The organism is Pseudomonas chlororaphis (assembly GCF_001921865.1).
Classification (GTDB): Bacteria; Pseudomonadota; Gammaproteobacteria; order Pseudomonadales; family Pseudomonadaceae; genus Aquipseudomonas; species Aquipseudomonas chlororaphis_D.
In genome coordinates, this window is sequence record NZ_MSCT01000017.1 from 45,579 (window position 1) to 69,026 (window position 23,448).

Below are 23,448 nucleotides of genomic sequence, written 5' to 3' on the forward strand. Positions count from 1 at the left end.
CTTCAGAACGTCAGTTCGACGGCGACGGTGTCGGTGTAGGTCCCCGCCGGCAGCCCGGCCTTGCCCACCGCCTTGCCGTAGATGTTCACGGTCTGCGCCACGCCGGTGCTGGCCGACAGGTTGATGACCCCGTCGATGGCCAGGATCTGCGAGTGGCCGGAATCGGTGTACAGGTCGTACGGCACGAAGTTGCCGCTGCCGTCGGCCAGGGCCCGGGTGCCGCCGGCGGACTGGCCGTCATGGGCGCCCGCGCGGACTTTCACCGTCGGGCTGGTGCCGCTGGAACAGAGGATCGACAAGGCCCCGCCGCCACCGCCGAGCACCTGGGCCGAGGCCTGGGTGAACAGGCTGTCGGTGGTACCGAAGTTCAGGGCGCCGAAGTTCAGGCCGCTGCTGCCGCCCACGCCGTTGACCTGGCAACTGCTGGTGAGAATCAGGCTGGAAGTGATCTGGCCAGTGACCGTCGTGGCGGCCTGGGCCGTGGAAAACAGCGCCAGGCCAAGCAGTGACATGGCCATCCGGGATACAAGCAGGTGCATGACATTCATCCTCTGTGGGTTTACCAATCCAGCGTGACCGTCAGGGTGTCGGTGTAGACCCCCGCCGGCAGCGCGCTGGTATTCGCGACCACCGAACCAAATACCGGGATGGGTATTTGTGCCCCGCTGGTAACGGCGAAATTGTGTTGCTGACCGATGCGGTAGCTGTCGCTGCCGGATGCATCGAGGAACAGCCGATAGGGAATGGTCTGGCGACCGTTGCTCAGGCGCCGGGTGCTGCCGTCGCCATGGACGCCGCCGTCGATACTCACGGTAAAACCGGTCACCGACGGGTTGCAGGCGACTTCCAGGCGGCCGTTGCCGGCGCCGCTGACATTGGCATTCAGGGGGGTGGTCCAGGTCGGGCCCTGCTGGCCGAAATCCAACTGGCCGAAATGGCTGGCCGGGCTCTCGGGCGAGCCATTGGTCACTTCGCAGCCGGCGATGATGGTCAGCCGCGCGTGGATCTGCCCACTGATCGCCGCTTGCGCGTCGTCGGCCAGCAGAAGCAAGGAACCCAGGGCAGTCAGCGCCCAGCTTGTGATTGTCATTGCACTTATCCCAGATCCTTCAGGACTGTCACTCTGGCCGCTTCACGCAAGCGACCTCCCTGCACTGCCCCGGTCCACCGGGCAGTTCCCGCGCGGCCACTACCAGGTGACCGTCACCTTCAGCAAATCGGTATAGCGGCTGACCCGCGGGATCTCGGCCAACGGCTCGATCCGTCCATACAAGGGCAGGTCCACGGAACCCGAGTCCGGCACCCGGCCGCTCACCGGCACATCCACCGGCAGCGGAATGCGCCGGGCCGCGTCCTGGTACAGGCGATACGGAATGGGTTGGCTGTGTTCGGTACTGCCGGCCAGGTAGCGCACTTCGCCGACGCCGCCGTGTTGCCCGCCGTCGACACGCAATTGATAGGGGGTGTCCGGGTTGCATTCGAGCCTGGGCAAGCGGGTATCGAGCAACGCCGCGCCGAGCGGGCCGGCGGGGTTGTCCAGGCGCGGGCCGCTGCCAAAATCCAGCACGCCCAGTTGCGCGATCCCGGCATCGCGCTGTTGCCCCACCAGCTGACAGCCGCGCTGCACGTTGACCCGGACCTCCACCTGGAGCTCCGCGGCCCATGCCGTCGCGTTGAGCGCGATGCCCATGACGGCGAAAACCAGCTTGCCATTCAATGCCTCAGTCCTTTTGAGGAACGTTATGTACAGCTCAGGTTAGCCAGCAGCAGGGAAATCGCCAGCAGCGCAGGGAAGTTGCTGCCCTGAAAACACCTGTCGAGCGCTCGATGCCCCCTTGTCGAACCCACTGGTGCGGGTAAAAAGCTATACCAACCAGAGTTTTTTGTAGAACCGATCGGCGGTCAGACGACGCTGGCTGCGTGGCCCGGGATTGGTTAGATTACCGCGCCGGTTCCAGGGGGAACTGGTCTGGAACCGTCGGGGTGAAACCATTGGCCGCGTTACCGCCAAACCGCTCGCTACGCCCATCGCGCTGGCCACGACTGCGCGCCTGGTTCGGTGCGGCCTTCACCCGGCCCGCCGCCAGTACCGGCCACGGGCGGGTCATCCACGAGTATTTCCGGCACAAGGCCCACGACCAGGGTTATACCCTGAGCCACAGCCAGCAACGGGTCATCGACTACATGGCCCAGCAGGCCAATGCCTTGCTCCAGGCGAACGCCAGGCCGCAGGCGGCCCGCGGCCTGTACCTCTATGGCGCGGTGGGACGCGGTAAAAGCTGGCTGCTGGACGGTTTCTTCCGCGCCATTCCCCTGGCCGAAAAGCAGCGTTTGCACTTTCACGACTTCTTCGCCCAGCTGCATCAGGGCATGTTCCGCCACCGCGAGCAGCCCGACGCCCTGCAAAGCACCCTCGACGAACTGCTCAAGGATTGCCGTGTCTTGTGCTTCGACGAGTTCCACGTCCACGACATCGGCGACGCGATGTTGATCACCCGGTTGTTCAAGGCGCTGTTCCAGCGCGGCATCCTGCTGCTGGTGACCTCCAACTACGCGCCCCGGGGCCTTTTGCCCAACCCGCTGTATCACGCGCGCTTCAAGCCGGTGATCGACCTGATCGACAGCCGCATGCAGGTGATGGAAGTCGGCGGCCCCCACGATTACCGCAGCCAGCCGCGCAGCCATTCGCAGCAAGTGTTTACCCAGGGCCGTTACTTGTGGCCCGGCAGCGATCGGCAGCGCCTGGACCTGCATCTGCCGCGGCGCGACGGCCCGACCTCGCCGCTGATGGTCGGCGCGCGCCAGTTGCAGACGCGGCTGTGCGAGGAACGCTGCGTGGGGTTTGCCTTCAACGACCTGTGCGAGCAACCCACCGCGGTCATGGACTATCTGGAACTGAGCCGGCGCTTCGACCACTGGATCATCGACGGGCTGCCGCTGCTGGGCGATTGCCCGATCGCCGTCCAGCAGCGCTTCATCAACCTGATCGATGTGCTGTACGACCAGGACAAACACCTGACCCTGATCGGCGAGCGCTCCCTGCGCGAGAGCCTGGGCGGCAACGCCATCGACCTGGCGCGGACCCGCAGCCGTCTGGGCCAGTTGCAGGAAATCGCCGCGCCTGCGCCGCGCTCCTGACAGCGGTCGCCACACGTCGCACCATGCCGCTATCATGGCGCCCATTTCCAGGGCCGCGCGCCCTTTCCCCCTGCCTGAGTGCCGAATCTGTCAATGGATACCCTTGCCCAACTGCGCGCCGGCCAATTGGCCGGGCTCAAGCGTCTGGACCTGTCTTGCGGGCTGACCGAGTTCCCCCGGGAAATCTTCGACCTGGCCGACTCGCTGGAAATCCTCAACCTCAGCGGCAACGCCCTGAGCAGCCTGCCGGACGACCTGCACCGCCTGACCCGCCTGCGCGTGTTGTTCTGCTCCGACAACCGCTTCACGCACATGCCCGCCTGCGTCGGCCAGTGCGCGCAACTGAGCATGGTCGGCTTCAAGGCCAACCGGATCGAGCACGTACCCGCCGCCGCCCTGCCGCCCCTGCTGCGCTGGCTGATCCTGACCGACAACTGCATCGAGGAGCTGCCGGACGAGCTGGGCCAGCGCCCGCACCTGCAAAAACTGATGCTCTCCGGCAACCGCCTGACCCGCCTGCCCGACAGCCTTGGCCAATGCCACCAGCTGGAACTGATCCGTCTCGCCGCCAACCGCCTCGGCGAGCTGCCGGCCTTCCTGCTGCGCCTGCCGCGCCTGACCTGGCTGGCCTATGCCGGCAACCCGCTGGAGTCCGAAGCCGACGCCGTAGCGCTGGAGTCGGTGGCGACCATTCCCTGGGCCGAGCTGGAATTGCAGCAACGCCTGGGCGAAGGCGCTTCCGGGGTGATCCACCAGGCCGGCTGGCAGCGCCCCGGGCAACCGCCTGTGGCGGTGGCCGTCAAGCTGTACAAGGGCGAGATGACCAGCGACGGCTCGCCGCTGCATGAAATGAACGCCTGCATCAGCGCCGGCCGCCACCCCAACCTGATCCGCGTAGAAGGGCGGATCGGCGGTCACCCGCAAGGGCAGAACGGCCTGGTGATGCAACTGATCGACCCGAGCTACCGCAACCTCGCGGCCCTGCCGAGCCTGGCCTCCTGCACCCGGGACATCTACGACGCAACCACTCGTTTCAGCGCCGACGCGGCCTTGCGCATGGCCCGCGGCATTGCTTCGGTGGGCGCCCACCTGCACCATCAGGGCATCACCCACGGCGACCTGTACGGCCACAATATCCTGTGGAACGCCCAGGGCGACTGCCTGCTGGGGGATTTTGGCGCGGCGTCGTTCCACGCCCTGGCCGACACCGAGGAAACGCGAGCGCTGCAACGCATCGAAGTGCGGGCCTTCGGCATTCTGCTGGAGGAATTGCTGGAACGTATCGATTCGGGCCTGGGCCCGGAGCGGCGCGAACGCCTGGCGGTGCTGGTCAGCGACTGCTGTCAGCCGCAGGTGCTGGCACGGCCTGGGTTTGCCGAGGTGCTAGAGGTATTGCGGGGGATTTGAAGCCCGCTCCTTGCAGGAGCGAGCTTGCTCGCGAAAAAATCGCTCAGACAACGCGACTCATAGGGCCAGGGTTAACCCGCCAGACCCACGAACATGTCCTGCACGTCGTCATGGTTGTCCAGGCCTTCGAGGAACGCCTCGACTTCCGCCATCTGCTCGTCGGACAGGCCGCTGACCGGGTTCTTCGGCTGGTAGCCAAGCTTGGCCGAAAGCACGGTGAAACCTTGTTCCGGCAGGGCTTTCTGCACGGCGTCGAGGTCCGCGGGTTCGGTCAGGAACAGGGTCGCGCCCTCTTCGCCCGGCTCGAAATCCTGGGCCCCGGCTTCAATGGCCGCCAGTTCCGGATCGGCGTCCGGACTGTCCGGCGAGGCTTCGATCATGCCGACATGGTTGAAGTCCCAGGACACCGAACCCGACGCGCCCAGCTGGCCCTTGCGGAAGGCCACGCGGATTTCCGCAACGGTGCGGTTGATGTTGTCGGTCACGCATTCGACGATCAGCGGCACCTGGTGCGGGGCGAAACCTTCGTAGGTCACGCGGTGGTACTGCACGGTCTCGCCGAGCTGGCCCGAACCTTTCTTGATCGCGCGTTCCAGGGTCTCGCGGGGCATCGAGGCCTTTTTCGCCTGCTCCACCACCAGGCGCAGGTGCGCGTTGGTGGCGACGTCCGCGCCGTTGCGGGCCGCAATGGTGATTTCCTTGACCAGCTTGCCGAAGATCTTGCCCTTGGCGTTGGCTGCTGCTTCTTTGTGTTTAACCTTCCACTGTGCGCCCATTACTCACTCTCTTTGATCGGTGGCGTCGAGTTGGATGTGGCCGACGCGATGGGCAAGTTTATACGGCCTGAAGGCACCAATCGACCAAAAACTCAGATCCGCGACCACCTGCCGCTGCTTTAGCCATGATGACCTCATCGCGAGCAAGCTCGCTCCTACAGCAATACGCCGCCCCCCTGTAAGAGAAAGCTCGCTCGGGATGGCGTCCGCCCAGACGCCACGAAAACCGCTCACCCACCCGGCGCCAACCCGAGGAACGCCTGGATCAGCCGCAGCTCGCGGCGCCGCTCCAGGCAGCCGAGCATGTGCCGGTTCAGCAGCCCCTCGCCGATGATCGGCACCGCCCGCACCCGCGGGTCCGGGCTGAGCTCCAGCGACGACACCACGCCCACCCCCAGATGCGCCGCCACCGCTTCGGTCACCGCTTCGCGACTGTCCAGCTCCAGCAGCACCTTGGGATTGACCCCAGCCTGGGCACAGGCCTGGTCGAAGGTGCGACGGGTAATCGAACCGGGTTCGCGCAAGACCATGATCACTTGGTCCAGGCGCTCCAGCCCGATGCCGTCGGGCTCGGCCAGCCACGGATGGTCCTGCGGCACCAGGGCGCAGATCCGCGATTCGCCGAGGCTTTGCAGGTACAGGCCCTTGCGCGGCTCGACCTCAGTCAGCACCGCCACGTCGGCATGCTCCGAAAGCAGCGCCGCCAGGGTTTCCTGGGCGTTGCCCAGGCGCAGGTTGACGGTAACGCCCGGGTACCGCGCGCGCAGGCTGGCGAGCATCGGCATGACCATATGCGGGCCGTCCGCCGCCACTTCCAGGCGCCCGGTAAGCAATTGCCGGTTGGCCTCGAGCATGGCCTGGGCCTCTTCAGCCAGGCCGAACATGGCGCGGGTGATCGCCGCCAGCCGGGTGCCCTCCTCCGTCAGTTCCACACGTCGCGCGGTGCGCCGCAACAGGGTGATCTGGTAATGCTCCTCCAGCGCCTTGATATGCCCGGTGACCGCCGGCTGGCTGATGAACAGCCGCGCGGCGGCGCGGGTGAAGCTGCCTTCGCGGGCCACGGCGTCGAATGCACGGAGTTGGAACAGGTTCATATCTATCGGTCTCACTTATGACTGGCATAACAACAAACAATTTGATTGATAACGCGCCAAACTGCAATTTAGGCCCCGTAGTTTTCAGCCCATGGCGCTTGCCATCACGCTTCTGCGAGGACCCCGAATGAGTACTGCCGCGCCCCTCCTGCTCACGCCCGGCCCCCTGACCACCTCGGCCCGCACCCGCCAGGCGATGCTGGTGGACTGGGGCTCCTGGGACGAGCGCTTCAACCAGCTGACCGCCAGCCTTTGCGAGCGCCTGCTGGCCATCGTCGACGGCGCCGCCAGCCACCACTGCGTGCCCCTGCAAGGCAGCGGCACCTTCGCCGTGGAAGCCGCCATCGGTACCTTGGTGCCCCGCGACGGCAAAGTCCTGGTACTGATCAACGGCGCCTACGGCAAGCGCCTGGCGACAATCTGCGAGGTCCTGGGGCGCGACTTCAGCCCCTTCGAAACCGCCGAAGACCAGCCCACCACCGCGGCCGACGTCGACCGCCTGCTGCGCGCCGACGCCGCCCTCACCCACGTGGCGCTGATCCACTGCGAAACCAGCACCGGCATCCTCAACCCGCTGGCGGAGATCGCCCAGGTAGTTGCCGCCCATGGCAAGCGCCTGATCGTCGACGCCATGAGTTCCTTCGGCGCGTTACCGATCGACGCTCGACAAGTACCGTTCGATGCGCTGATCGCCGCCTCCGGCAAATGCCTGGAAGGCGTGCCCGGCATGGGTTTCGTCTTCGCCCGCAAGGAAGCCCTGGCCGCGGCCACCGGCAACTCGCACTCCCTGGCCATGGACCTGCACGACCAGCACGCCTACCTGCTCAAGACCGGACAATGGCGCTTCACCCCGCCGACCCATGTAGTCGCGGCGCTGCATGAGGCCCTGCTGCAATACCACGAGGAAGGCGGCCTTGCGACGCGCCACCGGCGCTACGCCGCCAACTGCCAGGCGCTGCTCGACGGCATGGCGCAGTTGGGCCTGCGCAGTTTCCTGCCAGAAGCGATCCAGGCACCGATCATCGTCACCTTCCACGCCCCGAAAGACCCGCGCTACCAGTTCAAGGACTTCTACGAGCGGGTCAAGGCCAAGGGTTTCATCCTCTATCCCGGCAAGCTGACCCAGGTCGAGACGTTCCGCGTCGGCTGCATCGGCCACGTCGACCAGGACGGCCTGCGAGCGGCGGTGAAGGCCATCGGCGAAGCGCTGCGGGAAATGCAAGTACTGGATATCTGACTCCCACACACGACCTGTAGGAGCGAGGCTTGCCCGCGATTGCAGGCGCTGCGTTCCGTCAGGGTTACCTCATCACCGTTCATCGCGGGCAAGCCTCGCTCCTACAGATAGGCATCGACACATGAACTACAACACCCCCAACCAGCTGCAAGCCGCCATCCTCGACTGGGCCGGCACCGTGGTCGATTTCGGTTCCTTCGCGCCGACCCAGATTTTCGTCGAGGCCTTCGCCGAGTTCGACGTGCAAGTCTCCATCGAAGAAGCCCGCGGCCCGATGGGCATGGGCAAGTGGGATCACATCCGTACCCTGTGCGACCTGCCACCAGTCGCCGAGCGCTATCGCCAGGCGTTCGGCCGTACCCCGACCGACGCCGACGTCACCGCCATCTACCAGCGCTTCATGCCGCTGCAAATCGAAAAGATCGCCGAACATTCAGCGTTGATTCCCGGCGCCCTGGAGACCATCGCCCAGTTGCGCCGGCAAGGCCTCAAGATCGGTTCCTGCTCCGGCTACCCGAAACAGGTCATGGACAAGGTGGTGGAACTGGCCGCGAGCAACGGCTACGTCGCTGACCATGTGGTGGCCACCGACGAGGTGCCCAACGGCCGCCCATGGCCGGCCCAGGCCCTGGCCAACGTGATCGCCCTGGGGATCGACGACGTTGCCGCCTGCGTGAAGATCGACGACACCGTGCCGGGCATTCTCGAAGGCCGCCGCGCCGGCATGTGGACCGTGGCGCTGGTCTGCTCCGGCAATGCCCTGGGCCTGAGCTATGAAGGCTATCGGGCCCTGGCCAGCGACGCCCTGGCCCGCGAGCGCCAGCGTATCCACGGGCTGTTCGAGGGCGCGCGCCCGCATTACCTGATCGACACCATCGGCGACTTGCCGCCGGTGATCGCCGACATCAACAAGCGCCTGGCCAACGGCGAGACGCCGCAGGGCTGCTGATCGGCAGGCCTTTGCCACAAAAACGGCAGCCCCGATCCGGTGCTGCCGTTTTTTTATCGTCGCCCGCCCCGAACCGCGCATTTGCCCCAGGCAGAGCCTCGCAAACAGGATTACAGTTAAAGCACTCCGTCGCTCAAGAGCGGAGGCTACAGACCTGATAACGAGGAAGGCGCCATGCCCTGGAAGAACTCCGACAGCCGTTACAGCACGGTGTCGATTGCATTGCATTGGTTGATGCTGGTGTTGTTGATCGCGGTGTACGCCTGTATCGAATTACGCGGCATTTTTCCCAAGGGCAGCGGCGGCCGGACGCTGATCAAGGAAGCGCACTTCATGCTTGGCCTGACGGTGTTCGTGCTGGTCTGGTTGCGCCTGTTCGCCCGCAGCCTGGGGGTGGCGCCGAAGATCGTGCCGACTCCACCGAACTGGCAGGCGCTCCTGTCCAGGCTAATGCACACGGCCCTTTACCTGTTCATGCTCGCCATGCCGATTCTCGGCTGGCTGATTACCAGCGCCGAAGGCCATCAGGTGATGTTCTACGGCATCGACCTGCCGCTGCTGGTGGCTGAAAACAAAGCGTTCGCCAAACAGGTCGAAGGCTGGCACGTGCTGCTGGGCACCATCGGCTACTGGCTGATCGGGCTGCACGCGGTGGCCGGGCTCTATCACCACTACTTCATGCGCGACAACACCCTGCTGCGCATGCTGCCCAAGCGCGGCTAAGGTTGCGCCGGCGTGGCAAACCCCCGGCGGCCCTGCAAACCGCCGGTGTGCACGAAGATCAAGCGGCTGCCGACGGCAAAACACCCGGCCTCGACCTGCTGCTTGAGCGCCAGCAGGGCCTTGCCGGTGTACAACGGCTCCAGCGCGATGCCGCTGCTGCGTTCGCTCTCTTCGATAAACCCCAGTAACGTCGGGTCGACCTTGGCGAAGCCGCCGCGGCTGCCGTCGAACAGTTCATAGCGCGCCGCCGGCAGCCCGGCTTCTTGCACAATCGCTTCCACCTGTTGGGCGACGCCATGATCGTCCGGCACCGCCAGGGCGCCATACACCGGATGCGCGCCGGCCTCCCCCAGCACCAACCCGGCCAGGGTGGTCCCGGTACCGGCGGCCAGCCACCAGCCGTGATAGTCGTCCCAGCCCAGGGTATTCAGCTGGCTGCGCACCTGGCTCACCAGCGGTACGCAGCCGCTGGCCCCCAGCAACCCGCCGCCGCCCTCCGCCACCGGGAGCAACTCGGGGTATTGCGCCTGCCAGGGCTGCCAGAAACCCGGTTGATGGCGCGCCCGGTAGCCGGCATAACCGAGCCAGTGCAGGCGCATGCCGAAGGCCTGCAAGTCGAGCACGGTGGGCGTGTCCTGCGGATGGCCGCGCAGCAGCCCCACGGTGGCGAAACCGAAGCGTTTGCCGGCCGCCGCCAGCGCATGCAAGTGATTGGAGTGAGCGCCGCCCAGGCTGATAAGGCCCTGCGCGCCGACCGCGCGAGCCGCTTCCAGGTGCGGGGCGAGCTTGAACCACTTATTGCCGGAAATCAGCGGGTCGACGCGGTCCAGGCGCAGGATCGCCACCTCGACCCCGGCCCGGGCCAGCCAGTCGAGGGCAAGGGGTTGCAGGGGCGCTTGCAGCAACCCGTCGAAAGCAGGAGGAAACGCCATGGATCGGGGGCTCGGGCGGAATGAGGCGGGAGTCTATCAGCAAAACCGCAGAGCCCCTGACAGCGGGTCCTGCGGCCCCGAACACAGGCTTCGCCAGCGGCTACAACGACGCCCGGTATCATCGTATAGCCGCTGCGCTCGCCGTGCAGCGGACGTAACAAGGCCACCGCGATCGATAAACGAATCGCGGTGGCCTCGGTTAGCAGACCGTCAGATTTCAGCCGCCAGGCGCGAACCCTGGTTGATCGCGCGCTTGGCGTCCAGCTCGGCGGCCACGTCGGCGCCGCCGATCAGGTGCACGTTCTGCCCAGCGGCCAGCAGGCCGTCCTGCAGCTCGCGCAGCGGGTCCTGGCCGGCGCAGATCACGATGTTGTCCACCGGCAGTACCTGCGGTTCGCCGCTCTCGCCGATGCGGATATGCAGGCCGGCGTCGTCGATCTTCAGGTATTCCACGCTGTTGAGCATCTGCACGCGCTTGTTCTTCAAGCCGGTGCGGTGGATCCAGCCGGTGGTCTTGCCCAGGCCGTCGCCGACCTTGGAGGCCTTGCGTTGCAGCAGGAACACCTGGCGCGCCGGTGCATGGGGCTGCGCCTTGACGCCCGCCACGCCACCGCGCGCTTCAAGCTGGGTGTCGATGCCCCACTCCTTCCAGAACGCCTCACGGTCCTGGCTGGTGGCCACGCCTTCGTGAACAAGGAATTCGGAGACGTCGAAGCCGATCCCGCCGGCGCCGATTACCGCCACGTTCTTGCCCACGGGTTTGCGTTGCAGCAACACATCCAGGTAACTCAGCACCTTGGCGTTCTCGACCCCGGGAATCGCCGGCGTGCGCGGCGCGATGCCGGTGGCCAGGATGATCTCGTCGTAGCCGCCCGCCACCAGTTGCGCCACATCCACGCGGGTGTTCAGGCACAGTTCGACGTGGGTGGTCTGCAACTTGCGTTTGAAATAGCGCAGGGTTTCATAGAACTCTTCCTTGCCCGGCACGCGCTTGGCGACATTGAACTGGCCGCCGATTTCGCTGGCCGAATCGAACAGCGTCACCTGATGGCCGCGCTCGGCCGCCACGGTGGCCGCCGACAACCCGGCCGGGCCGGCGCCGACCACGGCGATCTTCTTGATCTGCTGCACCGGCACATAGTTGAGTTCGGTTTCGTGGCAGGCCCGCGGGTTGACCAGGCAGCTGGTGAGCTTGCCGCCGAAGGTGTGGTCCAGGCAGGCCTGGTTGCAGCCGATGCAGGTGTTGATTTCGTCGCCACGCCCGGCGGCCGCCTTGTTGACGAACTCCGGGTCGGCGAGGAACGGCCGCGCCATGGACACCATGTCGGCGTCGCCCTCGGCGAGGATCTGCTCGGCGACTTCCGGGGTATTGATACGGTTAGTGGTGATCAGCGGGATGGAAACCGAACCGCGCAGCTTGGCCGTGACCTTGCTGAAAGCCGCACGCGGCACCTTGGTGGCAATGGTCGGAATGCGCGCTTCGTGCCAGCCGATACCGGTGTTGATGATCGTCGCGCCGGCCTGCTCGATGGCCTTGGCCAGTTGCACGATTTCTTCCCAGGTGCTGCCGCCTTCCACCAAGTCGAGCATCGACAGGCGGAAGATGATGATGAAGTTCGGGCCGACCGCCTCGCGCACCCGGCGGACGATTTCCACCGGCAGGCGCATGCGGTTTTCGTAGCTGCCGCCCCAACGGTCGGTGCGGTGGTTGGTGTGCGCGGCGAGGAACTGGTTAATGAAGTAGCCTTCGGACCCCATGATCTCGACGCCGTCGTACTCGGCCTGTTGGGCCAGGGCCGAACAGGTGACGAAATCGCGGATCTGCTTCTCGATGCCCTCCTCGTCCAGCTCCTTGGGCTTGAACGGGTTGATCGGCGCCTGGATCGCGCTCGGCGCCACCTGCTTCGGGCTATAGGCATAACGCCCGGCATGGAGGATCTGCATGCAGATCTTGCCGCCAGCCTCATGCACCGCGCGGGTCACGATGCGGTGCTTGAGCGCCTCTTCCTCGGTGGTCAGCTTGGCGGCGCCGGAGTACACGCCACCCTCGTCGTTGGGGCCGATACCGCCGGTCACCATCAGGCCCACGCCACCGCGGGCACGCTCGGCGAAGTAAGCCGCCATGCGCTCGAAACCGCCGGGCTTTTCTTCAAGACCGGTGTGCATCGAGCCCATCAGGGTACGGTTGCGCAGGGTGGTAAACCCCAGGTCCAGCGGGGCCAACAGGTGCGGGTAATGAGCGGCGGCCATCGGTAACTCCACATCGAGCGATCACGGAAAAATGCGGAAGCTCTGCGGCTCCCGTCAGTCATGACCGCCAGACTAAGATCAGGCCCGGGCTCACTCAATGACCGTAACTGACAAGTTATTGATCTAAATGCGCAACCCCACCCTTGGCAATCCAGGACATGGGCCCTACCCTAGTCAGCGAATCCCGCACACGGCTGTTGACTGTCCTCCCATGCGCAAACTTCTGTACTTCATCGTCTCCCTGGCACTGATTGCCGCCATCACCAGCTACGGGTTCTGGACCCGTGAACGCCCCGTCGGACACTACCTGTCCGACCTGCGGATCAATCTTGCCGTCGACCAGGGCACGCCAGCCGATCATGGCAACCTGCTGGGCATCCAGCCCGAGCTGTTCCCCACCGATTACCAGAGCCCCGAGCGCCTGCACCGCAAGCTCGCGGCCTACCTGCAACAAGCCCGCGACCAGGGACTGCTGAGCGACAAGACCGTGGTGGTGCTGCCGGAACACATCGGCACCTGGCTGATGGTCAGCGGCGAGAAGAACGAGCTGTACCAGGCGGCCAGCCTCAAGGAAGCGATGAACTGGCTGGCGGTGAGCAACCCCCTGCCGTTCCTGCGCGCCCTGATCAGTGCCCGGGGCGACAGTCGCCTGGACGATGCCCACCTGCGGATGAAAGCCCGGAGCATGGCCGAACAGTACCAACAGTTGTTCGGCGGCCTGGCCAGGGAGTTTCGCATCACCCTGGTGGCGGGCTCCATCGTCCTGCCCGAGCCGATGATCGAAGGCGAACGCCTGCGGATCGGCAAGGGCGCGCTGTACAACACCAGCCTGGTCTTCGGCCGCGACGGCCTGCCGCTCGGCCAGCCGCAACGCCAGCTGTACCCGACCTTCGACGAACGCGGCTTCATCCAGGCCAGCGCCGACCAGGCGGTCCAGGTCGTCGATACCCCCGCCGGCCGCCTGGGCGTGCTGATCGGCAGCGACAGCTGGTATCCGGACAACTACCGCAAGCTCGACGCCCAGGGCGCCCAATTGGTGGCGGTGCCGGCCTTCGTCATGGGCCGCGGCGCCTGGGACCGGCCATGGCGCGGCTACAAGAACCTCGCGACCCCGAGCGAGATCAGCCTCAAACCCGAAGAAGTCAGCGAAGGCGAAGCCTGGCGCCGCCTGACCCTGACCAGCCGGGCCCCCAGCAGCCAGGCCAGTGGCGGCATCAGTGTGTTCCTGCGCGGCCAGTTCTGGGATCAGGGCAGCGCCGGACAAAGCTTCATCAACAGCCGTGGCGAGAATTTCGCCGACGGCGACGCCCGTGGCGCACGCTTGCTGAACCTCTGGTTGTAAGCCCATGAAGCCGCAACCGATGCGCCTCGGTGACTTGTCGGTGGGTTTCGTCCATAGCCTGGCCGATGCCGTGCGCAGTCACGGCATCGACCCACAGCCCTTGCTGGAACAATACGGACTGGATGCCGCCCGCCTCGCCGAGGCCGGCGCGCGGCTGTCGATCCCGCGCTACATGCGCCTGGGCCACGCGGCGATCCAGCTGACAGGCGACCCGGCCCTGGGCTTGCGCATGGGCCAGCTCAGCCGCCTGAGCCAGGCAGGCCTGGCGGGCATCACCGCGGCCCAGGCCCCGACCGTACGCGAGGCCGCACGCTGCCTGACCCGCTTCGACGCGCTGTACGGCTCGAACTATCGCGGCCAGTCGAGCTTCCACGAAGACGCCGATGGCGCTTGGCTGCGCTTCTATTCCATCAGTCCCTACAACGCCTACAACCGCTTTGTGGTGGACTCGATCCTGTCTGGCTGGCTCCGGCAGTTGGGCAGCCTCGGCTCGCCGCTCAAGGCCGAACGCATCGAGATCGAGTTCGCCCAGACCGATTACCGCGAACGTTACGACGCCCTGGGTGATTGCCCGATCCTGTTCGGTGCCGAGCACAATCAGCTGCGCCTGAGCCAGGCCAGCCTGGCCCAACGCAACCCCGAGCACTGCCCCAGTACCTGGCGCCTGCTATTGAAGTTGTGTGAACGGGAACTGGAGCAATTGACCCGGACCCGCAGCCTGCGCGAACGCATCATTGCGCTACTGGGACCCTTGCTCAATGGTGGCCGGGAGCCTGGCCTGGAAGAAGTGGCGGCGCGCCTGAAGCTGCCGACCTGGACCCTGCGCCGCAAGCTCGCCGAGGAAGGGACGCAGTTTCGCGCCATTCTCAACGACACTCGCCGCGATCTGGCGATGACCTACATTCGCGATACCGAACTGGCCTTCGGGGAAATTGCCTATCTGTTGGGGTTTGCCTCGGCCGAGGCGTTTCAGCGGGCCTTCAAGCGCTGGAGCGGCCAGACGCCGGGAGAGTTCCGTCGCAGCCACCGGCAGTCCGCCTGAAAAAAAACGCCACCGGCGTTACAGCTCGGTGGCGTCTTCTGCGGGGTCCAGCGGGTCCAGCTCAAAAGCCTGGAACTCCAGCAGTTCTTCTTGGTAATCGTCCATGGCGGACTCCTTGTGTTGGGGTTGAATCACCTTCTTACTGACCTTCGCCACCAGCATAAAGTGCCGGTATGACAGAAAAAATACTGCGCGAGAATCGTTGGTTTCTCAAAGGGAACGTAGCAGCTCGCCACGGATTTACCGGGTGTCCGGCAAAGCGTGCTCCAAGGAGAGACAGCGGAGCGGAATCGACATTGCCCAATGTCGATTCCGCGCCGCAAATGCTTACTGCGGTAGCGCCGGGATCGGCTCTGTCGGCGCCGGCAAGGTGCTGGCCGGAGGCGGGGTGACGATTTCGCTGGCCGGGGCCGGTTCAACGGTGGAACTCGGCGCAATGGGGGCTGCTTCCACCGGCGCCGCCAACGGCTGCGAGAGGTTCGGCTCGGGCGCAACGACAGGAGCCGCAGGTGCGGGCACGACGGCCGGGACGACCGGGGCCGGTGGCGGTGTCACAGGTTCCGGAGCTGGCGCTGCGGCAGGTTCTGCAGGCTTGGGCTCGGGCATCCCCAGGTCGGTCTTGGGTTTCTCGGCGATATGCGCCGCCTTTTTCGCCTCTGGAGGCAGAAACAGTTCCACCAGGGCGAAATAACGTTCGTAGAACTTCGCCGAGGAAACGGTCTCGCTGGCGACCTTGACCATCGAGTCGTCGGTCGAGCCGATCGGCATCGACACCGAGCCCAACACGCCGACCCCCAGGCTCGCCGAGTTGTTGACCTTCTTCAGGGCGTAACGGTCCTGCAGGGCGTTGGCGAACACCGTGGAGCGGTGGTCGGTGCTGCCATCCTGGGCGCACACCACGCTGAAGCTGATCTCCATGTGGGTTTCGCCCGTCTGCTGGAAGCTCTTGTGACCGCTGACCAGCTTCGGATCGCTGCTGGTGATGATGTAGCCCTGGCTGAGCAGGGCACGCCGGGCCGCCTCGCAGGAGGCCTTGTCGCTCACCGGGTAATTGCGCGAGAAGGTGCCGGAGTCGTCGAAGTTCTCATGCTCGTAAATGGCGGTTTTCTGCGACGAGCAACCGGCCACGGCCGCCACCAACAGCATCAACCCGGCGGCGCGCAGGTGAAATGGTCTATACATCGAAAATCCTGAGGAAAACGGTCCGGGGCGTATTGTGCAACAGTTCGGGGTCACAGAGCGCGCGGATTAGTGTCTTAAAATTAATACATGTTTACTGACCACGGTTCAGCGGAAAAAGTCGCGCGCACAGGTGGTCGATGAACACCCGCAGCTTGGCGGCGGTGTGCCGGCTCGCAGGCCAGAGCAGCCAGAAGGTGCCGCTGTATTCAAGATGCTCATCGAGCACTTGCTGCAACTCTCTTCGCGCGACAGCTTCGTGCACCATGAAATCGGGCAGGCAGGCGATCCCCAGGCCACTCCGTACCGCGTGGTCCACCGCTTCAATGGAGGTACTGACAAAACGTGTCGGTAACAGCGGTTCGGGGGTATCGGCCGTTCGTCGTAACGGCCAGTGTTCGACTTTGCCCGTGCTGTGGAATATGTGCCGCAAGCACCCGTGGCTAGCCAGGTCTGCGGGCACCTGTGGAACGCCATGCTCTCGAAAGTACTCAGGCGTAGCCACCAGCACCACGCGGAACTGCCCCAAGGGCCGGGCCACCAGCCGTGAATCACCCGGGCTACCGGTACGTATCACGGCATCGAACCCCTCCTCCACCACGTCCACCATGCGGTCCGTCAGCTCGATATCCAGCTCAATCTCCGGATACCGCTGCATGAACTCCACCAACACCGGCATCACCAAACCATGAATCTGCGGCAGGCTGACCCGTAACTTGCCCCGCGGAGCATTGGAAGACTTGCACAGATCGAACTCGGCCGCCTCGACTTCGGCAACAATCCTGCGGCAACGCTCGAGAAAACTCGCGCCTTCGGCGGTCAGGGTGATGCTGCGAGTACTGCGATGGAACAACTGGGTCTCCAGGCGCTCCTCAAGCCGCGCGATACTCTTGCCGACGGCCGAAGACGATACCCCCAGCAACCGCCCCGCCTCGGTAAAACTGCGGGTTTTCGCCACATGCAGGAAGACAGAGATATTACTCAACCAATCCATCGCGACCTCAGCATTGCGGACATAGGTATCCGATAAGTTCGGAACCTTAGCCTATTTTTCTCTTAACCATAGCGTCCTAACCTCGGCCTCCTTACGTCCTGAAACCTGTAGCGAGCCGGAAACCATGACCGAACCTCTTGCCACTGTCGACCTGCTGGACATCGAGTCCAGGCGCTGCAACCGACTTCCATTGGGTGGCCTGCTGGCGCTGGCAACCGCTGGATTCATTACCATCCTTACCGAAGCCATGCCCGCGGGCCTGCTGCCACAGATGAGCCAGGACCTGGAGGTGTCACCCGCGCTGGTCGGCCAGTTGGTGACGCTGTACGCCATTGGTTCGTTGCTGGCGGCGATTCCCCTGGTGATCCTCACACAAGGCTGGCGCCGCCGTCCCTTGCTGATGATCGCCATAGGCGGTTTTGCCGTGGTCAACAGCGTCACCGCCCTCTCCACCGACTACAGCCTAATCCTGGTTGCACGCTTTTTTGCTGGGATATTTGCCGGGCTGCTCTGGGCCCTGCTGGCTGGATATGCCAGCCGTATGGTCGCACCGCACCTGCAAGGCCGAGCCATCGCCGTCGCCATGCTCGGCGCCCCCCTGGCGCTGTCCCTGGGAGTCCCGGCGGGCACGCTGCTCGGCGCGCTGGTGGGTTGGCGGGCAAGCTTTGCCTTGATGACTCTGCTGACCCTGATTCTACTCGGCTGGGTGCGCTGGCAAGTGCCAGATTTTCCTGGTCTGCGCAGTGAAAAGCGCCTGTCGCTACTGAGTGTATTCGCCCTGCCCGGGGTCAAGCCTGTCCTGTTCGTGACCCTCGCTTATGTCCTGGGCCACAACATCCTCTACACCTATATAGCGCCGCTCCTGGCACCGGCCGGCATCACCGGGCAGATTGATCGGGTGTTGCTGGTATTTGGATTGACCGCAGTGCTAAGCATCTGGATCGTCGGCCTACTGATCGATCGATGGTTACGTCAGTTGGTGCTCGTCAGCTGTACCCTGTTCGGCCTCTGCGCACTGCTGCTGGCGTTCCGTCCCGATGCGCCTACCGCGGTCTATGCCTCGATGGTCCTCTGGGGCTTGTCGTACGGCGGCCTCGGCACACTGCTGCAAACAGCCCTGGCGAAAACTTCCGGCTCCTCTGCCGACGCCGCACAGTCGATGTTGGTGACCGCCTGGAACCTGGCCATCGCCGGCGGCGGGCTGGTGGGCGGCCTACTGCTGGAAGGGCCCGGAGTGCTGTCCTTTCCCTGGGTCATCATCGGCCTACTGCTGGCGTGCCTGTGGGTGGCAATGAGCGCCCGGCGCCATGGGTTTCCCGCCCTACGCTGAAAACAAAAACCCCGGCAGTTGGCCGGGGTCTTCGTTTGTTGCTTCAGTCAGGCATCAGAACCGCTTGATGTCAGCCTGGTTTTCCAACTGCTTGCGATAGGCCGCGAAATCCTGCTGACCCACGCGCGACGCGAGGAAGCGACGATACTGGGCCTTCTCTTCGTCAGTCGGCGCAGCCGCTTCGTTCACACCGTTGAGTTGCAGCACGACCAGGCTGCCGTCCGACAGGGTCACGCTGGCGAAGGTCGGCTTATCCTTGGCTGCAGGCTTGGTCATGCGGAACAGCGTCTGCAAGACGATCGGCTCGATGCCTTCCTGGCCGCGGGTCACCGCTTGCGCAACCTTCCAGTTCTGACCTTCCACCGGAGCTTTCAGCGCAGTCTTGCCTTCGCGCAGGCTGGCGATCAAGGCATCGGCCTTGGCCTTGGCGGCAGCACTGGCGTGCTCCTTGGCCAATTGCGTGCGGATGCTGCTGGCAACACTCTCCAGCGGCAGTTGCTCTGGCTTGCGATGCTCCTTGGCACGCAGGACCACCACGGTTTCCGGGTCCAGCTCAATGGCGGTGCTGTTGGCACCTTCATCCAGCACTTCAGGACTGAAAGCAGCCTGAACCACGGTGCGGTTGGCGGCGATACCCTCGCCCCCTTCACGCCCGAACGGTGCGGTCGTGTGTACGGTCAGTTTCAGCTCTTGAGCCGGCTGGGCCAGGTCCGACGCCTCGAAGGAGGAGTCTTCCAGCTGCTTGGTCGCCTCGACAAAACGCTGCTCGACCTGCTGGGTTTTCAGCTCGCGGGTCAGCTTGTCTTTCATGCTGGCGAAGCTCGGTACCTCAGGCGCCTCGACCCCCAGCAGCTTGATCAGGTGGAAACCGAAACTGCTGCGTACCGGCGCCGAAACCTGGTCCTTGTTCAGCGCGTACAGCGCTTCCTCGAAGGCCGGGTCGAAGACGCCAGGACCGGCGTAACCCAGGTCACCGCCGTTGTTCGCCGAACCCGGGTCCTGGGAGAACTCCTTGGCCAGGGCCTCGAAGCTTTCGCCCTTGGCCAGGCGAGCCTGGATCTCTTCGATCTTGGCCTTGGCCTGCGCCTCGTTCACCTTGTCGTTCACTTCGATCAGGATGTGCGCGGCACGACGCTGCTCGGACAGGTTGGCGGTTTCTTTCTGGTACAGCGCCTGCAAGTCTTCATCCTTGACGTTGACCTGATCGAAGAAGGAAGCCTTCTTCAATTCCAGATAGTCGATGACCACCTGATCCGGCGACATGAATTCCTTGGCGTGCTCGTCGTAGTAGGCCTTGACCTCGTCATCGGTCAGCTTGACCGCAGCCGGATCGGCCTTGATGGTCAGCGAGGCGTAGTCGCGAGTCTGTTTCTCCAGGCGGGCGAATGCCAGCACCTGGGCATCGGTCACGAAACCGCTGCCAGCCAGGCCGGCACGTACCTGGCCTATGAGCATTTCCTGAGCCAGCATCTGGCGGAACTGCATCCGGCTATAGCCCAGCTGGCGAACCACCTGGTCGAAACGCTCCGGGCTGAACTTGCCGTCCACGAGGAATTCCGGCGTTTGCAGGATCACCTGGTCCAGAGCGGCTTCAGAGAAAGCGAACTTGGCGCTTTCCGCGCCTTGCAGCAGCAGCTTGCGATCGATCAGGCCCTTGAGGGCGGCTTCGCGCAGCATCTTCTCGTCGAGCAACGAAGCGTCGAAATCCTTGCCCAGCTGTTGCATGAGCTGACGGCGTTGCATATCGACCGCTTGGCTCAGCTCGTTCTGGGTGATTTCTTCGCCATTGACCTTGGCCGCGTCCTTGCTGGTGGAGGTGGCTTGAAAAATGGCGTCGAAACCGGTCAGCGCCATCAGTGCGACGATGACCCCGATAATGGTCTTGGCAATCCAGCCTTGTGAATTGTCCCTGATATTTTGCAGCATGCGTCCCCCAGAAACGGTCGTACTTCAAATTAAGCAACCGTGGAGCGTGGGTAGAGTCCGGATAGAAGAAAGGCGCATCCGAGGATGCGCCTTTCTCGTAACTGGCGGAGCGGACAGGGGGTCGAATCCTCGATCCCCGATGAGACAGGCCGTATAACCGGCTGCCCTACCGCTCCGCTGCCAGGTCGGGAAAGACCCCGACCCGGGTAGGCAAAGGCTTGAAGGAAGCTTAGTTAACGGCTTCTTTCAGTGCTTTACCGGCTTTGAAACCTGGTTTTTTAGCTGCAGCGATTTCCAGCGTCTTACCGGTCTGTGGGTTACGACCAATGCGAGCAGGACGATCGGTAACAGAGAAAGTACCGAAACCAACCAGTACAACGGAGTCGCCAGCCTTAAGAGCGCCAGTGACGGATTCGATTACTGCATCCAGCGCACGGCCAGCAGCAGCTTTCGGGATATCAGCAGATGCAGCGATAGCATCAATCAGTTCCGACTTGTTCACTCTAAGTCCCCTTATATATCTATTTGAGTATGATTCTAAGTTTTTTGGTGAAAGCAAAAACCAGTGCTGAATGGCCTACAGACACTTAAGAGCCGCTTTATAACAAGGGCTCTAAAAAGCTGTCAAGGAAGCCCCCCAGGCTAATGCGTACTAATGCGTGCTAATTCTTTCCTTAGAGTCAGACTCGCGTTTTTCATCCTTTGCAACTATCTCGGGAGCCACATCCGGCAAGGGCTCCGGCGCGTATTGCAGCGCAATTTGGAGGACTTCGTCAATCCATTTAACTGGCTTAATTTGCAGATCCTGCTTGATATTGTCAGGAATTTCCTTCAAATCGCGCACATTTTCTTCAGGAATGATGACCGTCTTGATTCCGCCGCGATGTGCTGCAAGAAGTTTCTCTTTCAAACCGCCGATCGCCAACACCTGACCACGCAGGGTAATTTCCCCGGTCATGGCCACATCAGCTCGCACCGGAATGCCGGTCAGCGCCGAAACCAGGGCCGTGCACATGCCTACGCCCGCGCTAGGACCGTCTTTCGGGGTCGCGCCTTCGGGCATGTGGATATGCGTGTCGCGCTTCTCATGGAAGTCCAGGGGGATTCCCAGGCTCTTCGCCCGACTGCGCACGACGGTCAATGCCGCGGTGATCGATTCGACCATCACATCGCCCAGCGAACCGGTCTTGATCAACTGGCCCTTGCCAGGCACCACGGCCGCTTCGATGGTCAGCAACTCGCCGCCGACCTGAGTCCAGGCCAGGCCGGTTACCTGGCCGATCTGATCCTGCTGCTCGGCCAAGCCGTAGCGGAATTTGCGCACACCGAGGAAATGCTCCAACAGGTCGGAAGTGACCTTCACCGAGAAGCGTTTTTCCAGCGCATGCTCCTTGACCGCCTTGCGGCAAACCTTGGCAATCTGGCGCTCAAGCCCACGCACGCCAGCCTCTCGGGTGTAGTACCGAATGATGTCGCGAATGGCTTCTTCGTCGAACTCCAGCTCGCCCTTCTTCAGGCCATTGGCCTGGATTTGCTTGGGCGACAGGTATTTGACCGCGATGTTGATCTTCTCGTCTTCGGTGTAACCCGGCAGACGAATCACCTCCATCCGGTCCAGCAATGCTGGCGGAATATTCATCGAGTTGGAGGTGCAAAGGAACATCACATCGGAGAGGTCGTAATCGACTTCCAGGTAATGGTCGTTGAAGTTGTGGTTCTGCTCGGGATCGAGCACCTCGAGCAATGCCGAGGCCGGATCACCACGCATGTCGCTGCCCATCTTGTCGATTTCATCGAGCAGGAACAACGGGTTGCGAACGCCCACCTTTGTCATCTTTTGAATCAATCTTCCCGGCATCGAACCGATGTAGGTCCGGCGGTGGCCGCGAATTTCCGCTTCATCGCGCACGCCACCGAGAGCCATGCGGACAAATTTGCGGTTGGTCGCGTGAGCGATCGACTCGGCCAGGGAGGTTTTACCTACCCCAGGAGGCCCGACCAGGCACAGCACCGGCCCACGAATTTTCTTTACGCGCTTTTGTACGGCGAGGTATTCGAGAATCCGCTCTTTGACTTCCTCGAGCCCATAGTGATCGGCATCAAGAATGTCTTCGGCACGCGCCAGATCCAGGCGGACCTTGCTCTGCGCCTTCCACGGCACCTGAACCAGCCAATCGATATACGAACGCACCACCGTGGCTTCGGCCGACATCGGCGACATCTGCTTGAGCTTGTTCAGCTCGGCCTGAGCCTTGGCCAGAGCATCTTTCGGCAAGCCGGCAGCATCGATACGTTTTTTCAGTTCTTCGACTTCGTTGTGACCTTCGTCACCGTCGCCCAGCTCTTTCTGAATGGCCTTCATCTGCTCATTCAGGTAGTACTCACGCTGGCTGCGCTCCATCTGCTTCTTCACGCGACCGCGAATGCGCTTCTCGACCTGCAACAAGTCGATTTCCGCATCCAGCAAGGCCAGCACATGCTCGACACGCGCCGACAGGTCGATGATTTCGAGAATTTCCTGCTTCTGCTCGATTTTCAGCGCCATGTGAGCGGCCATGGTATCTACCAGACGGCTCGGCTCATCGATGCTATTGAGGGACGACAGCACTTCGGCAGGGACTTTCTTGCCCAACTGCACATACTGCTCGAACTGGGACAACAAGCTACGGACAAAAACTTCCGACTCGCGCTCAGGAGCGTCCACCTCATCAATCAGGGCGACTTCGGCGCGGCAGTGGCCATCTACTTCACTGAAACGCTCGACGGTACCGCGCTGCTCGCCCTCGACCAGGACCTTGACGGTACCGTCGGGCAGCTTGAGCAATTGTAAAACAGTAGCGATGGTGCCAACGCGATAGAGCGCATCTTCACCGGGATCGTCGTCAGCAGGATTTCTCTGAGCCAACAGAAGAATCTGCTTGTCGCCCGTCATCGCGGCCTCGAGGGCTTCGATAGACTTCTCGCGCCCCACGAACAGCGGGATAACCATGTGCGGATAGACCACGACATCACGCAATGGCAGGAGAGGCAATTCGATGGTTGTCTTCATGATTTCGCCTCTATGGCGGCCATAAGGCCGTAAACAGATGGAAGTAAGCTTGAAACCAAGATGGGGGCTGCCTGGAAAAA

The 23,448-nt window shown here is 63.4% G+C and carries 20 protein-coding genes; 8 read left to right on the forward strand and 12 right to left on the reverse strand.

The window, feature by feature from the left end; genetic code table 11:
* Positions 1-2: 2 nt before the first annotated feature.
* The 3 genes from BTN82_RS18775 to BTN82_RS18785 form a co-directional block, all read right to left on the reverse strand.
* Complete coding sequence (locus tag BTN82_RS18775) at positions 3-539, reverse strand: spore coat U domain-containing protein (protein ID WP_075120616.1); 537 nt, start codon at positions 537-539, stop codon at positions 3-5.
* Between the two features lie 20 nt (positions 540-559).
* Entirely contained in the window at positions 560-1,090 is a 531-nt protein-coding gene (locus BTN82_RS18780; RefSeq protein WP_075120617.1) for a spore coat U domain-containing protein, read from the reverse strand.
* Between the two features lie 99 nt (positions 1,091-1,189).
* Positions 1,190-1,690 carry a spore coat U domain-containing protein gene (locus BTN82_RS18785; RefSeq protein WP_410002830.1) on the reverse strand — a complete coding sequence of 167 codons (501 nt, stop codon included), beginning with the start codon at positions 1,688-1,690 and terminating at the stop codon, positions 1,190-1,192.
* A gap of 302 nt (positions 1,691-1,992) precedes the next feature.
* Here BTN82_RS18785 and zapE point away from each other — a divergent pair, with 302 nt between their 5' ends.
* Positions 1,993-3,138 carry a cell division protein ZapE gene (zapE, locus tag BTN82_RS18790; protein WP_075120634.1) on the forward strand — a complete coding sequence of 382 codons (1,146 nt, stop codon included), beginning with the start codon at positions 1,993-1,995 and terminating at the stop codon, positions 3,136-3,138.
* Between the two features lie 93 nt (positions 3,139-3,231).
* Positions 3,232-4,545 (forward strand): leucine-rich repeat-containing protein kinase family protein, encoded by a 1,314-nt coding sequence (locus tag BTN82_RS18795; protein ID WP_075120619.1) that lies wholly within the window; start codon positions 3,232-3,234, stop codon positions 4,543-4,545.
* Positions 4,546-4,616: 71 nt separating this feature from the next.
* On the opposite strand, the gene BTN82_RS18800 is transcribed toward BTN82_RS18795, so the two are convergent.
* The gene (locus BTN82_RS18800) at positions 4,617-5,321 is read right to left on the reverse strand and encodes a YebC/PmpR family DNA-binding transcriptional regulator (RefSeq protein WP_060840179.1); all 705 of its coding nucleotides are present in this window, start codon (positions 5,319-5,321) and stop codon (positions 4,617-4,619) included.
* Between the two features lie 230 nt (positions 5,322-5,551).
* Positions 5,552-6,415: a LysR substrate-binding domain-containing protein gene (locus tag BTN82_RS18805; protein ID WP_075120620.1), complete on the reverse strand. Its 864-nt coding sequence runs from the start codon at positions 6,413-6,415 to the stop codon at positions 5,552-5,554.
* Positions 6,416-6,542: 127 nt separating this feature from the next.
* Between BTN82_RS18805 and BTN82_RS18810 the strand changes: the two genes are divergently transcribed.
* The 3 genes from BTN82_RS18810 (at position 6,543) to BTN82_RS18820 (ending at position 9,324) form a co-directional block, all read left to right on the forward strand.
* On the forward strand, positions 6,543-7,652 hold the full coding sequence (locus BTN82_RS18810; protein WP_075120621.1) for a 2-aminoethylphosphonate--pyruvate transaminase: 1,110 nt from the start codon (positions 6,543-6,545) through the stop codon (positions 7,650-7,652).
* A gap of 121 nt (positions 7,653-7,773) precedes the next feature.
* The gene (phnX, locus tag BTN82_RS18815) at positions 7,774-8,601 is read left to right on the forward strand and encodes a phosphonoacetaldehyde hydrolase (protein WP_075120622.1); all 828 of its coding nucleotides are present in this window, start codon (positions 7,774-7,776) and stop codon (positions 8,599-8,601) included.
* A gap of 174 nt (positions 8,602-8,775) precedes the next feature.
* The gene (locus BTN82_RS18820; RefSeq protein ID WP_075120623.1) at positions 8,776-9,324 is read left to right on the forward strand and encodes a cytochrome b; all 549 of its coding nucleotides are present in this window, start codon (positions 8,776-8,778) and stop codon (positions 9,322-9,324) included.
* Here BTN82_RS18820 and BTN82_RS18825 read toward each other — a convergent pair.
* Positions 9,321-10,256, reverse strand: a complete 936-nt coding sequence (locus BTN82_RS18825) for a 1-aminocyclopropane-1-carboxylate deaminase/D-cysteine desulfhydrase (protein ID WP_075120624.1) — start codon at positions 10,254-10,256, stop codon at positions 9,321-9,323. The two genes, BTN82_RS18820 and BTN82_RS18825, sit on opposite strands and share 4 nt — an antisense overlap.
* A 210-nt stretch (positions 10,257-10,466) precedes the next feature.
* Positions 10,467-12,506, reverse strand: coding sequence for an NADPH-dependent 2,4-dienoyl-CoA reductase (locus BTN82_RS18830; protein ID WP_075120625.1), 2,040 nt, complete (start codon positions 12,504-12,506; stop codon positions 10,467-10,469).
* Between the two features lie 211 nt (positions 12,507-12,717).
* On the opposite strand from BTN82_RS18830, the gene BTN82_RS18835 reads away from it, so the two are divergent.
* Together BTN82_RS18835 and BTN82_RS18840 are read left to right on the forward strand one after the other, a co-directional pair.
* On the forward strand, positions 12,718-13,848 hold the full coding sequence (locus BTN82_RS18835) for a carbon-nitrogen hydrolase family protein (RefSeq protein WP_075120626.1): 1,131 nt from the start codon (positions 12,718-12,720) through the stop codon (positions 13,846-13,848).
* Positions 13,849-13,852: 4 nt separating this feature from the next.
* Positions 13,853-14,890, forward strand: a complete 1,038-nt coding sequence (locus BTN82_RS18840; RefSeq protein WP_075120627.1) for an AraC family transcriptional regulator — start codon at positions 13,853-13,855, stop codon at positions 14,888-14,890.
* 327 nt (positions 14,891-15,217) lie between these two features.
* On the opposite strand, the gene BTN82_RS18845 is transcribed toward BTN82_RS18840, so the two are convergent.
* On the reverse strand, positions 15,218-16,072 hold the full coding sequence (locus BTN82_RS18845; protein ID WP_075120628.1) for a DUF2242 domain-containing protein: 855 nt from the start codon (positions 16,070-16,072) through the stop codon (positions 15,218-15,220).
* Positions 16,073-16,163: 91 nt separating this feature from the next.
* A complete protein-coding gene (locus BTN82_RS18850; RefSeq protein WP_075120629.1) occupies positions 16,164-17,063 on the reverse strand; it encodes a LysR family transcriptional regulator in 900 nt (299 codons plus the stop codon).
* A gap of 124 nt (positions 17,064-17,187) precedes the next feature.
* Here BTN82_RS18850 and BTN82_RS18855 point away from each other — a divergent pair, with 124 nt between their 5' ends.
* Entirely contained in the window at positions 17,188-18,393 is a 1,206-nt protein-coding gene (locus BTN82_RS18855) for an MFS transporter (RefSeq protein WP_075120630.1), read from the forward strand.
* 54 nt (positions 18,394-18,447) lie between these two features.
* Here BTN82_RS18855 and BTN82_RS18860 read toward each other — a convergent pair whose 3' ends face one another.
* From BTN82_RS18860 to lon, 3 genes are all read right to left on the reverse strand, one after another.
* Complete coding sequence (locus tag BTN82_RS18860) at positions 18,448-20,319, reverse strand: SurA N-terminal domain-containing protein (protein WP_075120631.1); 1,872 nt, start codon at positions 20,317-20,319, stop codon at positions 18,448-18,450.
* Positions 20,320-20,548: 229 nt separating this feature from the next.
* Positions 20,549-20,878 carry an HU family DNA-binding protein gene (locus BTN82_RS18865; protein ID WP_020296819.1) on the reverse strand — a complete coding sequence of 110 codons (330 nt, stop codon included), beginning with the start codon at positions 20,876-20,878 and terminating at the stop codon, positions 20,549-20,551.
* A 93-nt stretch (positions 20,879-20,971) separates the two neighbouring features.
* Entirely contained in the window at positions 20,972-23,368 is a 2,397-nt protein-coding gene (gene lon, locus BTN82_RS18870; RefSeq protein WP_044464002.1) for an endopeptidase La, read from the reverse strand.
* Between the last annotated feature and the right edge of the window lie 80 nt (positions 23,369-23,448).

What these genes read in the sequence shown, in the direction of transcription:
- BTN82_RS18780 (WP_075120617.1), bottom strand. Translation starts at nt 1,090, where the DNA reads ATGACAATCACAAGCTGGGCGCTGACTGCCCTGGGTTCCTTGCTTCTG.
- BTN82_RS18845 (WP_075120628.1), bottom strand. Translation starts at nt 16,072, where the DNA reads ATGTATAGACCATTTCACCTGCGCGCCGCCGGGTTGATGCTGTTGGTG.
- BTN82_RS18830 (WP_075120625.1), bottom strand. Translation starts at nt 12,506, where the DNA reads ATGGCCGCCGCTCATTACCCGCACCTGTTGGCCCCGCTGGACCTGGGG.
- BTN82_RS18860 (WP_075120631.1), bottom strand. Translation starts at nt 20,319, where the DNA reads ATGCTGCAAAATATCAGGGACAATTCACAAGGCTGGATTGCCAAGACC.
- BTN82_RS18835 (WP_075120626.1), top strand. Translation starts at nt 12,718, where the DNA reads ATGCGCAAACTTCTGTACTTCATCGTCTCCCTGGCACTGATTGCCGCC.
- BTN82_RS18850 (WP_075120629.1), bottom strand. Translation starts at nt 17,063, where the DNA reads ATGGATTGGTTGAGTAATATCTCTGTCTTCCTGCATGTGGCGAAAACC.
- BTN82_RS18800 (WP_060840179.1), bottom strand. Translation starts at nt 5,321, where the DNA reads ATGGGCGCACAGTGGAAGGTTAAACACAAAGAAGCAGCAGCCAACGCC.
- BTN82_RS18795 (WP_075120619.1), top strand. Translation starts at nt 3,232, where the DNA reads ATGGATACCCTTGCCCAACTGCGCGCCGGCCAATTGGCCGGGCTCAAG.
- lon (WP_044464002.1), bottom strand. Translation starts at nt 23,368, where the DNA reads ATGAAGACAACCATCGAATTGCCTCTCCTGCCATTGCGTGATGTCGTG.
- BTN82_RS18825 (WP_075120624.1), bottom strand. Translation starts at nt 10,256, where the DNA reads ATGGCGTTTCCTCCTGCTTTCGACGGGTTGCTGCAAGCGCCCCTGCAA.
- BTN82_RS18805 (WP_075120620.1), bottom strand. Translation starts at nt 6,415, where the DNA reads ATGAACCTGTTCCAACTCCGTGCATTCGACGCCGTGGCCCGCGAAGGC.
- BTN82_RS18855 (WP_075120630.1), top strand. Translation starts at nt 17,188, where the DNA reads ATGACCGAACCTCTTGCCACTGTCGACCTGCTGGACATCGAGTCCAGG.
- BTN82_RS18775 (WP_075120616.1), bottom strand. Translation starts at nt 539, where the DNA reads ATGCACCTGCTTGTATCCCGGATGGCCATGTCACTGCTTGGCCTGGCG.
- BTN82_RS18840 (WP_075120627.1), top strand. Translation starts at nt 13,853, where the DNA reads ATGAAGCCGCAACCGATGCGCCTCGGTGACTTGTCGGTGGGTTTCGTC.
- BTN82_RS18810 (WP_075120621.1), top strand. Translation starts at nt 6,543, where the DNA reads ATGAGTACTGCCGCGCCCCTCCTGCTCACGCCCGGCCCCCTGACCACC.
- phnX (WP_075120622.1), top strand. Translation starts at nt 7,774, where the DNA reads ATGAACTACAACACCCCCAACCAGCTGCAAGCCGCCATCCTCGACTGG.
- BTN82_RS18785 (WP_410002830.1), bottom strand. Translation starts at nt 1,690, where the DNA reads ATGGGCATCGCGCTCAACGCGACGGCATGGGCCGCGGAGCTCCAGGTG.
- BTN82_RS18820 (WP_075120623.1), top strand. Translation starts at nt 8,776, where the DNA reads ATGCCCTGGAAGAACTCCGACAGCCGTTACAGCACGGTGTCGATTGCA.